A 14,166-nucleotide genomic window follows, 5' to 3' on the forward strand; every position below is an offset into this window, starting at 1 on the left:
AGCATTTGTTAAATCCATTGAAAGCCAAACACCTGGTCAGCGGCGAATCTGCCGAGGAGAAAGCTCACCGCTTTCTTATCGACCAAGGCCTGAAACCGGTGGCTCGTAACTTTCGCTGCCGTTTAGGTGAACTGGATTTGATCATGAAAGACGGCGAGGCGCTGGTAATTATCGAAGTGCGCTACCGTAAATCCGACCGTTTCGGCAGTGCTTTGGAAAGCGTCACCCCGCGAAAACAATCGCGCATCATTGCCGCCACACGGTTCTATTTATCACGACACCCGTCGCCTTGTCCGATACGCTTCGACGTCGTTGCCGTTTCCGGCGACGCCAATATCGATTGGATAAAAAACGCCTTTTTAACTTGACAACTTCCATCATGTTACAAGAACGAATTACCCTGCATTTCAACGAAAGCCTACAAACTCTACAAGATACCTTGGCCGGTCTCGGCGAATCGATCGAATTCGCCTCACAAAAACTAGTTACGGCGATATTAAACGACAACAAAATCCTAGTCTGCGGTAACGGCGCTTGTGCCGCAAATGCCGGACAGTTTTCGGCGGCAATGCTGAACCGCTTGGAACGAGAACGCCCGGCCTTACCGGCAATTGCGTTGACTGCCGACACCGCTGTTATTACCTCGATTGCCGCTGACTACCATTTCGACGACATTTTCGCCAAACAAGTCAAGGCCCTTGGTCAAAGCGAAGATATCTTGCTGGTCTTCTCCAGTAACGGCAACCCGGCCAATATTCTCAAAGCCGTTACGGCCGCACACGACAAAAATATATCGGTGATCGCATTGACCGGACATGATGGCGGCATGCTGGCACCGATTTTAAATACCTCGGATATTGAGATCCGGGTTCCCTCCAGTAACGACAGCCGGATCCGAGAAACGCACTTATTGATTAGTCACTGCTTATGCGATCTGATCGATCACCAAATATTCGGAAGCCTTTAACTTAGAAAAAGCGTTTCACCATGAATAATAAGTTAATTCAATAAGTTGCTGTAGATTTGCATAGAACTTTCGCACACCGAATAGGTTGGCGAGAATGGAGAATGTTTAGGTATTTTCTTGAAAGCCTTCATGCGCTTCATGGTTAAACTGCCGAATTTAGATGTAACGTTAAAGCCTCACTCTTTTCAACCTAAAGATTTGAAAACCACGGCCGCTACAATAAATGGATAACACTTGAACAAATCTTAACTTCGAGGCTAATAATGGAGATCAAAACAGAACCGTTCGGCCAGACGGTAAGTTCCATGGCCAAAGACCCCTCCCATAAAAGCGAAGGACCATTCGGGCAAAAAATATCCGAATTAGCTCAAACTAAAAAATCCGAAACCTCGGCTGCTGAAGCCAAAACCGAATTAAACCGTTCGATCTTGCAAGCTTCGCTCGATGTCAGTTTGAGCGCCGGTAACGAGCCGATGGCTCTATTATTCAAGACCGCGCTCGAAGGCATTAATGACGCGCTCAAAGCCGATTTCGGCGACAATGCCATTCAAAAAGCTTACGAAGATGGCGTGGATGTTTCTCCGGAAGCCACCGCCGGGCGCATCGTGCAAATGAGCACCGCTTTTTTCGAGCGTTATCACGCTAATCACAGCGACCTCAGTATCGAAGAAGCATTGGAATCGTTCGTCGAACTGATCGGCAAAGGCATCGACAAAGGCTTCGGTGAAGCACGCGATATTTTGAAAGGACTCAACGTATTGGAAGGAAGCATCGCTGACAATATCGATAAAACCTACGACTTGGTCCAGGAAGGACTGAAAGCATTCGTTGAAAATTATCAGTCTGCCAGAGAGTAACGCTACGTTAGCCTGCTTAGGATTTCGCGATAAATAACTTCCTGGAGTCAAGGGCTCGGTTACTCGCTTAACAGGACGAAGTGAATACATCCGCTTAACTGCGGCGACTGATTGCCAAGGATGGCATGAATGCTGATTTTGCATTACGCCATGAATGGCGTGTATTAGGGCACCACCAGTAGGCGCTTTAGGCGATGCAGGGCAGAAAAATGCTCCTGCATTTTCTGCATTCGTTACATGCTTGTAACTCAGCAATTGCCGGGGAGCAAAAATCTGCATTCATACCATCCATGGCAATCAGATTCCGCCGTCAAGCCTACATGGACGTATTCACGGCGTCCTGTCAAGCGAGTAATCGTACCCTCTTCCACGCTCAGCGTATTGGAAAGCAATCATTGACTATTTCCTAAGTGGTTTATTTAGTAGGAAAGAGAATCGTTTCAACTGCTAACGCGAACATAGCCTTTTAAAAGCAGGGGGGTGAATCGTCATAGGCGCCAACTTAAGGAAAAACGCGTCATTCCGCCAGGGATTGGCGGAATCCAGGACCAGGGATGGCAATACGAAGCTTCACACCCATGTAACCTGGATATCGGCAATCCATGCCGATATGTGACGAATAAAAGCTACAAATACACCATAGAATAGACACTAAGTTGGCGCTTACGGGGTGAATCGTTACGATAAAGAGCCTTTTGGCGCCCAAAATTATCCGGCGCATCAACGCCATCCTAGTTTCATTAGTCGGCTGTGCACGTCAGTTTTTGCGCCAAGCCCCCGAAGCGATCGATTTTACTCAGCACGGTTTCGTTGAAAACCTTTTGATCGGCCAGTATTATGACCGATTTCCGGGCGCGGGTAATCGCGGTATAGAGCAACTCTTTGGTCAACACCGGATTATGTTGATCCGGAAGAGCAATAAGAATTTCGTCGAATTCCGAACCCTGGCTTTTATGGATCGTCATTGCGTATACGGTTTCGCAATGCGGCAATCGAGCCGGCAGGCATTTTTTGATGCTACCGTCGGGGCGCTGAAAAAACACCATCAATTTACCGCTTTGCTCTGCGTCTTTCAGACACAGGCCGATATCGCCGTTATAAAGTTGCAGCGCGGCATCGTTCTGCGTGATCATGACCGGACGCCCATGATACCAAGTCCCGATAGGGTCGATATGACCGATTGAGGCTAGTAGGCGTTCAACTTGGCTATTAATATCGGCGACGCTATTTTTTCCGGCCCGATTCGCACAGAGCACTTGAAATCGCTTGAAGGCATTAAAAATATGCTCGATATCATTCGAACTCTCGATCGCGCGTAAATAATCGCGTCTCTGTCCGACAATATAGGCGATTGCTTCTTGATTCAATAAGCCGATGTTCTCATAACCTGCCTGCAACGACGACCAAGCGGCTTCAGGATGCTGCAAATTGACCGCTTCGGCCAGGTTTTTGATCGTCATATCGAATCTGTGTGCTTTTTTTAGTTCGACGGTATGATTCGGCAACGCTGCGGTCAAATCTGCCAATACCGCGCCCGATTCGACCGATGCCAATTGATCTTTGTCTCCGAGTAAGATCAAACGGGCACTGGGTTTGAGTGCATCGACCAATTTACTCATTAACGCTAAATCGACCATCGAGGCTTCATCGACCACGACCAAATCGAAAGGCAGGGGTTTTTCGGCGTTATGCCGGAAATAAGGCGAAGGCGGACGAGAGCCTAGCAGGCGATGCAGGGTTGTGACCGATTCGGGAAGGAATTGTTTAATAGCTTCCGCACAAGGCAGGGTGCTCTTGCTGTTACCTATCGACTCCTGCAGACGCATTGCGGCTTTTCCGGTCGGCGCGGCCAGGGCGATATATAACGAGCGTTCAGCCAATTCCTGCAGCAAAGCCAGAATCTTAACGATAGTTGTGGTTTTACCAGTCCCGGGACCGCCGGTAATGATGCAGAACGTTCGATTAAGCGCGGTTTTGGCTGCTTCACGCTGCCAGTCGGTTTCTCCTGTAGTGGTCGGGAAGTAGCGGTCCAATAAGGCCTCGGCGTCAGCATGGGAGACATTGACACGGGTCATTGCATAGATCCGGTTGACCAAATTTTTTTCATAGGCCCAATAACGCTGCAGATAAAGCCGGTCGTCTTCAACTATTAACGGCGCGGTATCGGTCGTCGAAGCCAGACCTGACGCCAAGACTGCCTCACGGGCTTTGGCATCGATGCGGATACAACTATGCCCTTGATTTTGCTCGAAGGAAAGACGTGCGATCAGTTTTTCGAAATTGTCTTGCGCGGCACCGGTCAAGGCGCTACGCCGGCTCAAAAAACGAGAAAAAGCCATATCGAGGCGGGTAAAAGTAGGTTCTTCTGTCATTTTGTCAGATAAATTTCGGCGCTTGTTGCCGGAAAATTGATGCCCATAAGATACTTTAAAGCGCCACGAGCGAAATAGAGGGAGCCCTTATAAGGTAGTGTCTGAATCGGTTTTAGCATGGCGATAAATACCCCCAATATTGATTTCGACTTCCACGGTTTAAGTTTAGCTTAATATTACCAAGGGTAGAATCATATTATTGTTAAATAATAAGGATTTACATTATGAATAAAATCATATTGGCAAGTTCTGTGTTTGTGATGGGCAGCCTATTGACTCATCCTGTAAAGACAGTTGAAGCATCCGATCAGCATAAAACCAAGCTGATTTCGGGTAAAACCGCAGGAAAACCTACAAAAGGGCGATTAGGCCGGGCCTCTTGGTATGGTCCTAAGTTTCACGGCAAAAAAACCGCTAGCGGACGTAAGTTCGATATGTATGCGATGACTGCGGCTCATAAGACGCTACCTCTGTTATCCTACGTGAAAGTCACCAATCCCAAAAGCCATAAATCGGTTGTCGTTCAAATCACAGACCGCGGTCCTTATCATGGTAAAAGGGAACTAGACCTGTCCTATGCGGCCGCCAAGGAAGTTGGAATTCAAAAGCAGGGTAGCGGTTTTGTTGAGATACAACCGTTGAGTCGCTCTCAAGCGATAGCCGAAATTCGTAACAATGATTCCTAATTGACTCCGCAATCTCTCTGAATTGGCAAACCCCTAAAAGCCGAAATCGCATTGCCTTTGTCTCGTTCCCAAGTTCCAGCTTGGGAATGCCTACCGTCAAGCGCTGCTTGTATACCTTTCTCGCTTCAAATTTCGGCAAAGCCGGCGCCGCCGCCGGGGTGTTAGGTCGATTTTGCTCCTGCAAAATCGACATTCACGGCGTCCTTTGACGGGCACTCCGGCGCCGAATATCGATCTACGATGATGGGTATACACACGCCAAGCGGAGCTTGGGCTATTAAACTACCAAGCTAGAGCTTCACAGCCATTAAGTTAAGCCATCACAGAAATAAGTAATGCTTGCATTCAGGCTCTAATGTACTTCAAAAGCTTGCCATCCATGGCACTGGATTCCGCCAATCCATGGCGGAATGACGGGCTTCCCTTAACTTAATGGCAGTGAGCTAGAGCTTGGGAGCGAGAGCCTCCGATCCGCCAAAAATCTCCGATAAGGCCTCGATACGTCGTAAATCCGGCCTATCCCTATAAACACCGCTCATCGGTTGTTCGGGCTGCATGCCTCGCACGAATAAATATAGTGCCCCGCCGAAATGCTTTTCATACTCGTAATCGGCCAAGCGTTGGTTCAAATAGCGGTGCAGCACCAGCGTATACAGCCAATATTGCAATCCGTAATTATGCTCTCGCATCGCGTCCGTCAACGTTTCCGGCCGGTAGTCAGGCAGGCTGTTGGTTTTATAATCGATGACGTAATAACGGCCGCCGTATTCGCAAATCAAATCGATGAAACCGGTCAAATAACCGCACATTTGCTTGCTGTTCAGCGCTTGATAAACCGGAGAGTCCGATAAGATCGCATTGATCTGTGCGGCGTTCATCGGCTGCATTGCGAGATAAAACGGCATTTCCTTCAAACATTGCTCATCGGCAATATTCATCAACTGAAAAGCCGGATCGTCTTCGGCCAAGGAAGTTGTCACAACGGCTTGCAATAAGCGGTCGATGGCTTCAGGGTGCTCCGTTTGCAAACCGTAGCGTCGACAGGTGTTATCGCGCAACTCGGCGATATCCGGCATATCGGCCAAATACGCAAAATCGAGTTGCTCCAGCAAGTCGTGCACGACGTTGCCGGTATGCGCGCCTTTCGGCAACGCCTCCTGCATGCCGACCGCCGACAAGGCCGGTTCCGCATCGAGCGAAGCCGATTCGCGGGCCTTGTCTTCCGGCAATTCCGGCGCATCCTGTAGACTCAAGGCCGAGAGTGCCGTGTAACTGCTCATTTGCCAATCGGTGCGCAAAGAACGTTGCCTCGATCTTGCCGATAGCCGAGTTTCGTCGAGCGGTTTTTCGTAACGGCCCTTTGGCATCGCCGGTAATTCCAATAAACGATATTCGAAAGCCTTCGGGTCGCGGCTGCAATAATCGATCAGGATCGTTTGTTGCGCGGCAAAATCGCAATCTTCGAAATCGAGTAGCCAAGCCAATGCAGACTGATTCGGAACATCCTTGCTTCGAACATCGGCCCAGGCCAGATAACTGCGATATTTAGCCCGGGTCAGAGCGACATAACATACGCGCAAATCCTCGGCCAATTCTTCGTCGATCGCTTGCGCGCGGCGGCGTTCGAAATCCTCCGAGCCTAAATCGGCAACGATACGCCCTTGCTCGTGACATTGAATCAAAGGCCTACCGGTCGAGAGCCGGCTGCTGCGTTGCCAAAGCGACGGACAAAAAACGATATTATACTCGAGCCCCTTCGACCGGTGCATCGTGACGATCTTGACCGCTTCGTCATCGCTTTCCAAGCGCATGCATTGCTCTTCGAGACTGACTTTGCCGTCCGCCGTATCGGCGATGCGCGCGCGCAGCCAGTCCAGCGTTTTTCCGATGCCTAAATGCTCGTCGACGGCGGCTTGCTGCACTAACTCGATTAGATGATGCAAGTTGGTCAAACGTCGCTCGGCAAGCCGGGTAGCCGATAGTTGCAGACGTATTTGTTCCTGGTCGAGCAAGCGCTGCATCATCGCCATCAGCCCTTGACTCTGCCAATGTTGATAGTAATTCAAAAAATGCGACAGCCAGGCATCCAAAGCCGCTTCTTGATTCAAGGTACGATATAAAGTCTGCCCGTCTAACCCGAACCAATCGAGCGTCAAGGCTTGCTTCAATAGCACCGTGTCGCCGGGGTGGGCAATGGCTTGCAGCAAGCAAAACAAATCGGCCGCTTCGGCGGTCGCGAATACCGATTCGGTGCTGTTCAAAACCGAAGGGACGCCGGCTTCGCGCAATGCCGCTTGATATTCCGAGGCTTGCCGATTGGTTCTGACCAATACCGCGATATCGCCCGGCTCAACTCGCCTGCCGCTATCGCTCAAAAAATAAGGCTCGTTGAGCAATCCGACGATTTCGTTGACGACCTCGGCCTGAAGGCATTCGCCGGCTTTGCCGGAACTCCAGTGGCCCTTGTCGCTTTGCGGCAGTTGCCAGAGCATCATCGGCGCCAGCGTCTCTTTATCGAGATTTAGGGTTTTGTCCGCATTGGCGGGAGCGCCGACGACCGGATGGAATTGCAACTGTTCGAGAAAAAAAGCCCGCTCGCGGCTGAACAAGGCATTGACCGCCTCGACCAGGGCCGGCTGCGAACGCCAGTTCGTGCCAAGGGTAAACCGATGATGCGCCTGTTGCTGCGCGGCCAGATACGAAAAAATATCGGCACCGCGAAATTTATAGATCGCTTGTTTGGGATCGCCGATCAAATACAAATAATGTGCGTCTGAACCGAACAAGGTTGAAAAGATCAGCCACTGATTCTGATCGGTATCCTGAAATTCGTCGATCAATGCGGCCTTGAAGCGTTGCCTCAATTCGGCGGTCAACAATGTCCCTTGATTGCCTTGCAAGGCATTGGCAAGCCGGCTAATCAAATCATCGAACGACAATATATTGAGTAGCTGCATTTGCTTGTCCAGTTCTATGCGGACATGTTCTAACAGCGCCCGACGAAAAACCAGACCGATTCGATCGATCGAGTCGGCCAATGCGTCGAAAGGCGTGGTGTCGACCTTCAGTGTTGCCAGATACTCCTGCTTGCGCTGTTCTCCGCTTTGCGTTTTGGTTTTTCTAAACTTGTTACCGTTCAAGCCATCGATCAGGCCGTTTAAGGTCAAGCATGCAAAGGCCGCAGTATTTGGAAGCTGCAGTGTTTCGTAATTTAACCAGGCGCGCAATTCTTGCAGGCGATGTTCAAAAATTTCGGTATAAGACGATTTAAAGAATCCGTCATCAAAGTGGTTTAGCAGCGTTTGAACGGCCTGATCCAGATGGATACGCGCTTGCTCTGCCTGTTCCCGGCAGGCGGCTAATGCTTCGTTCGGATCGCGATACTCCGGAAAAATCTCGATGTCGAGCGGAATGCGATCGATACCGGCTAATAATGCATCCGGAGTTGAGTACGTTGCGGTCAACAAAGCGGCTTCCCAGGAGGCTCTTTGATAAATTTGGCCGCGCCAGAAATCGTCGGCACAAGCTTGCTTGACGGCAGCCGCATCGGCGGTCAGTTCGGAATCGAATAGCTGGCCGCTTTCCAGCGCATGCTCTTTTAAGACCCGTTGGCAAAAACCGTGAATTGTGAACACGGCGGCCTGGTCGATATCGAGTAGCGCCAATTTCAGCCTTTTTTTGATCAGATCGCGGTCGATCTCGAGCCGGTTTAGCCACGTGATGATCGCGCCGTCAATGTGTTCGGTTTTCCCGCTTGCAGCCTGTTTAGCCTCATTGAGTCTGAGCCTAATTCGCTCCTTCAACTCCTCGGTAGCGGCCTTCGTAAAAGTCACCACCAACAACTCGTCGATTTTCATGTCGAATTCGACGACAAAGCGCAGCGCCAGCATTGCGATAGCATAGGTCTTGCCGGTACCTGCGCTAGCTTCGATTAAGTTGATACCTTGGCGGCAATCGGTTGTTATCGGGTCGAAATGTTGGGAAGGCATGGAGCTTTGAGCGTGGGTTTTAGCTTGCTTGAATTTATGTAGCAATTCGCGGATTTTCCGAGTAAGTCACCAAGAATAATCGGCTATGTTTCATCAGCCTCGACCCCAGGTTTGATCGACGCCGATCCAAACCGATTTGATACCGAATTGTTTCTTTAAAGTTTCGGAAAAACGTTGGGCTTCCTGCATGCTGGCAAAGCCGGGTATGGTCAATCGATACCAGGTTTTACCGTCGACGACTACTTCATTAATGTCAACGGTAACACCTTCATTTCTCAAACGTTCGGCTTTCTTTTCGGCCGTGGCCGCTTTTTGAAATGCGCCAATATTAATCGAGTAATCCTGAGCTTTTTGCGCATGACTGCGTGGCTGAGCCGCGCGTTTAGGCTGGGCAGCCGGTTTAATTGATAATTGCTGCGCATTTCTTTCCAAACGCTCCAGTCTATCAAGCAAGTTTTTTTGTTGTTCGAGTAAATCGTTTAGTTTATCGGCGGAAATCGGTTGTTGTTCAGTCGTGTCGAGTAACGTCGTTTTTCCAGAGGCCAGCTCCGAAACATGTTGGCTCAAACTTTCGACTTTAGCCGCCAATTCGTCATACCGGTGCTGGCTATCGAGATGCCCAACCTGAGCTTGTTGCGCGCTTAGCCGTGAAACTTCCGCGCGAAGATCGGTATTCCGGTTGGTACTAATGAAAGCAAAGCCCGCTGCAATTAATAATGCAATGACGGCAAGGCTTAGTGCTGTAAAATTCAAAGTCGATGTTTTGGCTAGGTTCGTTTTTAAATCTTGTTGCTTGCTAGTTAGCTCGTCTAATTCTGTCACTGGCTTTCTCCGCTGATTTGGCTTGATTAAGCGGCGGCAATCAACTCCGCAATTGTTTTAATTACCGCAAAATGCATTGGCTTTCATTATAGACTCAAAAATGAGACGCTACACTAAACTGGTCCAAGCTTCGGCAAATCACCTTTTTTTAAAGGAGAGGGAAATCGAATATGTTTTCAGCAATTCCCAATTTGGAGATCAAAAAGGGTGTGGGGTATGCTTGGCGAGGATGTCGGCAGCAGGGCAGATTTTTGCTCCATGCAAAATCTGCATTCACGCCATCCTTGGCGTTCGAGCTGCCGCCAAGCCCCATGGATGGGTTTACGGCGTTCCTCGACAGGCATACCCCACACCCTAAAATCGGCGAAACTGCTCAAACTGGGAATTGCTGATATGTTTTGGCGGACAAAATGTTAGTCGCCTTGAGGTTTACGAAAAAACCTCGGTAACCAACACAATTAATATAGAGATACAATATGAAAATATGGGTGGATGCCGATGCGTGTCCGGTGGTGATCAAGGAGATTTTGTTCAAGGCGGCCGAGCGCACCAAGACGCAATTGACGCTGGTCGCCAATCATTCAGTGAATGTGCCGCCGTCGCGTTTTATCGCTTTCCTTCGGGTGTCGAAGGGTTTCGATGTGGCCGACAATGAAATCGTCAAAAAACTTGTTCCGGGCGACCTTGTCATCACCGGCGATATCCCCTTGGCAGCGGAAGCCATCGAAAAAGGCGCCAAGGCATTGAATCCGCGTGGCGAATTATATACCAGCGAAAATATTCGTTCGTTGCTGAATATGAGGGATTTCATGGATACATTGCGATCCAGCGGCATTCAAACCGAAGGTCCCGCTGCGCTCAATCAAAACGACCGAAAAAACTTTGCTAATCATCTGGATAAATTATTGACGCAATACGCTAAGCATCGTTAAAGATCGCTTCTACTCCCCTTATACTCAAAAATTAGCTAATTTTATGAGGGTATGGGGTGTGGCTAACGAGGATGTCGGCAGTAGGGATTTGCCGTCAAGCCCCATGGACGGGTTCACGGCGGTCCTCGATTGACACATCCCATACCTTTTATTCTTAGACGGTTTTTCAATCAAAAGGGGAGTAGGTTTTTCGATGTCCCGATCCAACTTTTGGCGATACTTTATTGGTGCGAGCGGCTTGGTTTTGCTTGCCTTGCTGGTTGAAGCCTGGCAAGTAGGCGGCGCGTTAGTCGCACCGGCTCATCGTCACATAGAAGCGGAAAACTTAGATTTTCCGGTAGTAGAGGCCATGCTCGATAGCGAATCCGGTGCCTCTATCGCGACTTGGTATGCATCGAGCGATGATGCAAAAGCGACAATTATTCTGCTGCATCCGGTTCGCGCTAACCGCAAAGCCATGCTCGGGCGCGCCAAGTTTTTTCTCGATGCGGGATACGCCGTGGTTTTGATCGATTTTCAAGCCCACGGTGAAAGCTTAGGCCGATATATCACATTCGGCCATCTCGAACGCCATGATGTACGGGCGGCTGTGGTTTATGCCCGAAAACTGAATCCCGGGCATCGAATCGGAATCGTCGCAATTTCATTAGGCGGCGCTGCCGCATTATTGGCATCGCCGTTAGATGTCGATGCTCTGGTTTTAGAGTCGGTCTATACCACGATAGCGGATGCGGTCGACAACCGGATTGCAATGCGCATCGGGCCATTGAGCCATGTATTGACGCCATTATTGCTTTGGCAGCTTAAACCGCGCCTGGGCGTTTCGCCGTCGGACCTTCGCCCTATCGATCATATCGCCAAGTCCCAAGCGCCTGTTCTAATCGCAAATGGCGACCTTGACCGACATACGCGGATCACTCAAGCACGGCAGTTATTCGATGCGGCGAACAAGCCTAAACGGTGGGTCGTTTTCAAAGGCGCGGCCCATAACGACTTATTCGAATACAACGCCAAGCAATACAAAGACGAAGTATTAGCGTTTCTCGACCGATATTTAAAAACCCGGCAATAGACAGAATGCAACGCCCGGCAGCTCATGTTTCGGTTCCGGCTACTCGGTCCGCAAGGCTTCCAGCGGATTCAAGCGTGCGGCCTTGATCGCCGGCATCACGCCGGCGGCCATGCCGATCGCCAGCGACAATACAAAGGCGGCAGCCAAGTAATCCCATGCCAATTGCACCGGTAAGGCCGGAATAAACTCGACGATCAATTGCACGGTAAGCATGCCGACGGCAATACCGGCCAATCCTCCGGCGAGGCTAAGCGCCAAGGCTTCGGCTAAAAACAACTGAAAAACCACGCGGCGCTCGGCGCCGAGCGCACGCAGCAGGCCGATTTCGGAGATACGTTCGGAAACGGCGATCGTCATGATCGTCAAAATGCCGACCGAACCGACCAATAACGAAATACCGCCTAACGCGCCGATTCCCAGCGTCAGAATCGATAATACCGAATCCATGGTTTCGAGCATTTTATTCTGCGTTATGATCGTAAAATCCTCGAAACCGTGGCGCCGGATCAATAAATCCTTGATGGCTTGCTCGACGATGTCGACCGAAATGTCGGGATTGTAAATGACATCGATCTCCATCAGGCTTTGCCGGTTGAACAACTCCAATGCTTTATCCGCCGGGATATGTACCGTGTCGTCCAAATCGAATCCGAGCATTTGACCTTTCGATTCCATCACGCCGATAATGCGGTAGCGATCTCCACCGATGCGAATGCGCTCGCCCAACGGATTCGTTCGGCCGAATAGTTCGCTAGCCAATTTACTACCCAAAACGGCGAATGCTCGAGAGGCGCTCTGGTCGTCTTCGGGTAGAAACCGCCCGCTGGCAACATTGATTTTCCAAATTTCCGGCAATGCCGAACTCACGCCGAAAACATTGGCGCGCCGGTGGCGGCCAATCGTTTCCACGCGGGCATTGCCTTGCACCATCGGCATTGCGGCGATGACATTCGGGAGCCTGCCGACACTCTCGGCATCGCCGATCGTCAAGGGCCTCACCGTGCTGATGGTGGCTCCGGATATGCCGAAGGTCGTGGTTTTGCCTGGGGTGATCGCGAGCAGATTCGTGCCGAATTGCGTGAATTCGTCCAACACGAAACGATGAATGCCTTGCCCGATCGAAGTCAGAATCACGACAGCGGCAATGCCGATAATCAAACCCAGTGCGGTCAATGAAGAACGTAGCTTTTGATTGAGTACGGTGCGGAGCGATAAACCGGCCAAATCGAAAATAGTCATCGTCTGCTTACCTTTTCGCCAACGCGGAAACCGGGTCCATCTTTGCCGCCTTGCGTGCCGGCAACACCCCGAAAATCAAGCCTGTAGCCAGCGATACTGCTAGCGCGGCGGCAAGCGCCCAATTCGGAAAAATGAACGGAAACGCCGGATACAGCATTTGCAACACGAACAAAATCAATTGACCGACAACGACTCCTAAAACTGCTCCGGCCAACGATAACAACGCCGCCTCGGTCAAAAACAAACGCTGCAATTGGCTCTTGGTTGCGCCTAATGCCCGCAGCAGGCCGATTTCAGATGTACGTTGTGTCACGCTGACCAACATTACATTCATAACAAGCACACCCGCCACCGCAAGGCTGATGCCGGCAATCCCGGCGACAGTCAAGGTCAGTGCGGTCAATATTTTGTCGAAGGTTTGTACCACGCTGTCTTGCGTGATGATCGTCACGTCGTCTTCGCCTTCGTGGCGAGCCTTGATGATTTCGCGAATGTCGTCGACCGCTTTATACATCGCCGGTTTGGACTTGGCTTCGACCAAGACCCGGAACAGGCCTTGCGTATCGAATAAGGCTTGCGCCGAGGCAACCGGAACGATCACGATCTCATCGAAACCGACGCCGATCGATTGGCCTTCGGTCGACAGCACGCCGATGACTCGAAAGCGGCGATCATGGATACGCAGCCATTGTCCGATGGCCGGACCTCTCGGAAATAATTCCTCGCGAATCGTTTGGCCGATGACACAGACTTGTTGCGCTCGCTTAACATCCATATCCGGTAAAAAATGCCCCTGAGCCATAGTCAATCGGCGCACGCGCTGCAGCGCATGCGTCGAACCCAAAATATTCGCCTCGCGCTCGAGCGCTTGGCCGCGCACCGAAACCGGCGCGGAACCGACCGAAACCGGCGCAACTGCGGCGATATAATGGCTTCTGAACAAGGCTTCGGCATCGTCTAGCGTCAAATCGCGCGGCGTTTCGCCCATAATCGGTGGGTGTCCGCCAACAGTTTCCGTTCTGCCCGGTAAAACGATCACCAAATGCGTACCGAGCGCTTCGAATTCTTGGACTATGTAATTGCGAGCGCTTTCGCCCAATGCAACCAATACTGTAACCGACGCCACACCGATGCTCATCGCGAGAATAATCAACGAAACCCTTAACGGCTGGGTTTTAATCGAGCCAAACGCTTGAGTTAAAGTGTCATGAATCAGCATGAACTTAGGGA

General features: G+C 50.6%; 11 protein-coding genes. 6 read left to right on the forward strand and 5 right to left on the reverse strand.

What is annotated here, in order from left to right; all coding sequences use genetic code 11:
• The first annotated feature begins 5 nt into the window (after positions 1 to 5).
• The 3 genes from EQU24_RS19780 to EQU24_RS19790 all read left to right on the forward strand — a co-directional run bounded on the left by EQU24_RS19780 (position 6) and on the right by EQU24_RS19790 (position 1,824).
• Positions 6 to 368, forward strand: a complete 363-nt coding sequence (locus EQU24_RS19780; RefSeq protein ID WP_017841902.1) for a YraN family protein — start codon at positions 6 to 8, stop codon at positions 366 to 368.
• A gap of 11 nt (positions 369 to 379) precedes the next feature.
• Positions 380 to 967, forward strand: coding sequence for a D-sedoheptulose-7-phosphate isomerase (locus EQU24_RS19785; protein WP_017841901.1), 588 nt, complete (start codon positions 380 to 382; stop codon positions 965 to 967).
• A 263-nt stretch (positions 968 to 1,230) separates the two neighbouring features.
• Entirely contained in the window at positions 1,231 to 1,824 is a 594-nt protein-coding gene (locus tag EQU24_RS19790) for a DUF5610 domain-containing protein (RefSeq protein ID WP_017841900.1), read from the forward strand.
• A gap of 740 nt (positions 1,825 to 2,564) precedes the next feature.
• On the opposite strand, the gene recD is transcribed toward EQU24_RS19790, so the two are convergent.
• Positions 2,565 to 4,196 (reverse strand): exodeoxyribonuclease V subunit alpha, encoded by a 1,632-nt coding sequence (gene recD, locus EQU24_RS19800; RefSeq protein ID WP_017841899.1) that lies wholly within the window; start codon positions 4,194 to 4,196, stop codon positions 2,565 to 2,567.
• 224 nt (positions 4,197 to 4,420) lie between these two features.
• On the opposite strand from recD, the gene EQU24_RS19805 reads away from it, so the two are divergent.
• Positions 4,421 to 4,882: a septal ring lytic transglycosylase RlpA family protein gene (locus tag EQU24_RS19805; RefSeq protein ID WP_017841898.1), complete on the forward strand. Its 462-nt coding sequence runs from the start codon at positions 4,421 to 4,423 to the stop codon at positions 4,880 to 4,882.
• 443 nt (positions 4,883 to 5,325) lie between these two features.
• Here EQU24_RS19805 and recB read toward each other — a convergent pair whose 3' ends face one another.
• Together recB and EQU24_RS19815 are read right to left on the reverse strand one after the other, a co-directional pair.
• A complete protein-coding gene (gene recB / locus EQU24_RS19810; RefSeq protein WP_040575341.1) occupies positions 5,326 to 8,871 on the reverse strand; it encodes an exodeoxyribonuclease V subunit beta in 3,546 nt (1,181 codons plus the stop codon).
• Between the two features lie 93 nt (positions 8,872 to 8,964).
• Complete coding sequence (locus tag EQU24_RS19815; protein ID WP_017841895.1) at positions 8,965 to 9,693, reverse strand: SPOR domain-containing protein; 729 nt, start codon at positions 9,691 to 9,693, stop codon at positions 8,965 to 8,967.
• Between the two features lie 476 nt (positions 9,694 to 10,169).
• On the opposite strand from EQU24_RS19815, the gene EQU24_RS19825 reads away from it, so the two are divergent.
• The gene (locus EQU24_RS19825; protein ID WP_017841893.1) at positions 10,170 to 10,625 is read left to right on the forward strand and encodes a YaiI/YqxD family protein; all 456 of its coding nucleotides are present in this window, start codon (positions 10,170 to 10,172) and stop codon (positions 10,623 to 10,625) included.
• A 193-nt stretch (positions 10,626 to 10,818) separates the two neighbouring features.
• Entirely contained in the window at positions 10,819 to 11,697 is an 879-nt protein-coding gene (locus tag EQU24_RS19830; protein ID WP_017841892.1) for an alpha/beta hydrolase, read from the forward strand.
• Positions 11,698 to 11,736: 39 nt separating this feature from the next.
• Here the strand turns inward: EQU24_RS19830 and EQU24_RS19835 are convergent, their stop codons facing one another.
• Positions 11,737 to 12,936, reverse strand: coding sequence for an ABC transporter permease (locus EQU24_RS19835; RefSeq protein WP_017841891.1), 1,200 nt, complete (start codon positions 12,934 to 12,936; stop codon positions 11,737 to 11,739).
• 7 nt (positions 12,937 to 12,943) lie between these two features.
• A complete protein-coding gene (locus EQU24_RS19840) occupies positions 12,944 to 14,155 on the reverse strand; it encodes an ABC transporter permease (protein ID WP_017841890.1) in 1,212 nt (403 codons plus the stop codon).
• Positions 14,156 to 14,166 lie beyond the last annotated feature (11 nt).

Source organism: Methylotuvimicrobium buryatense (genome assembly GCF_005931095.1).
Lineage (GTDB): Bacteria > Pseudomonadota > Gammaproteobacteria > Methylococcales > Methylomonadaceae > Methylotuvimicrobium > Methylotuvimicrobium buryatense.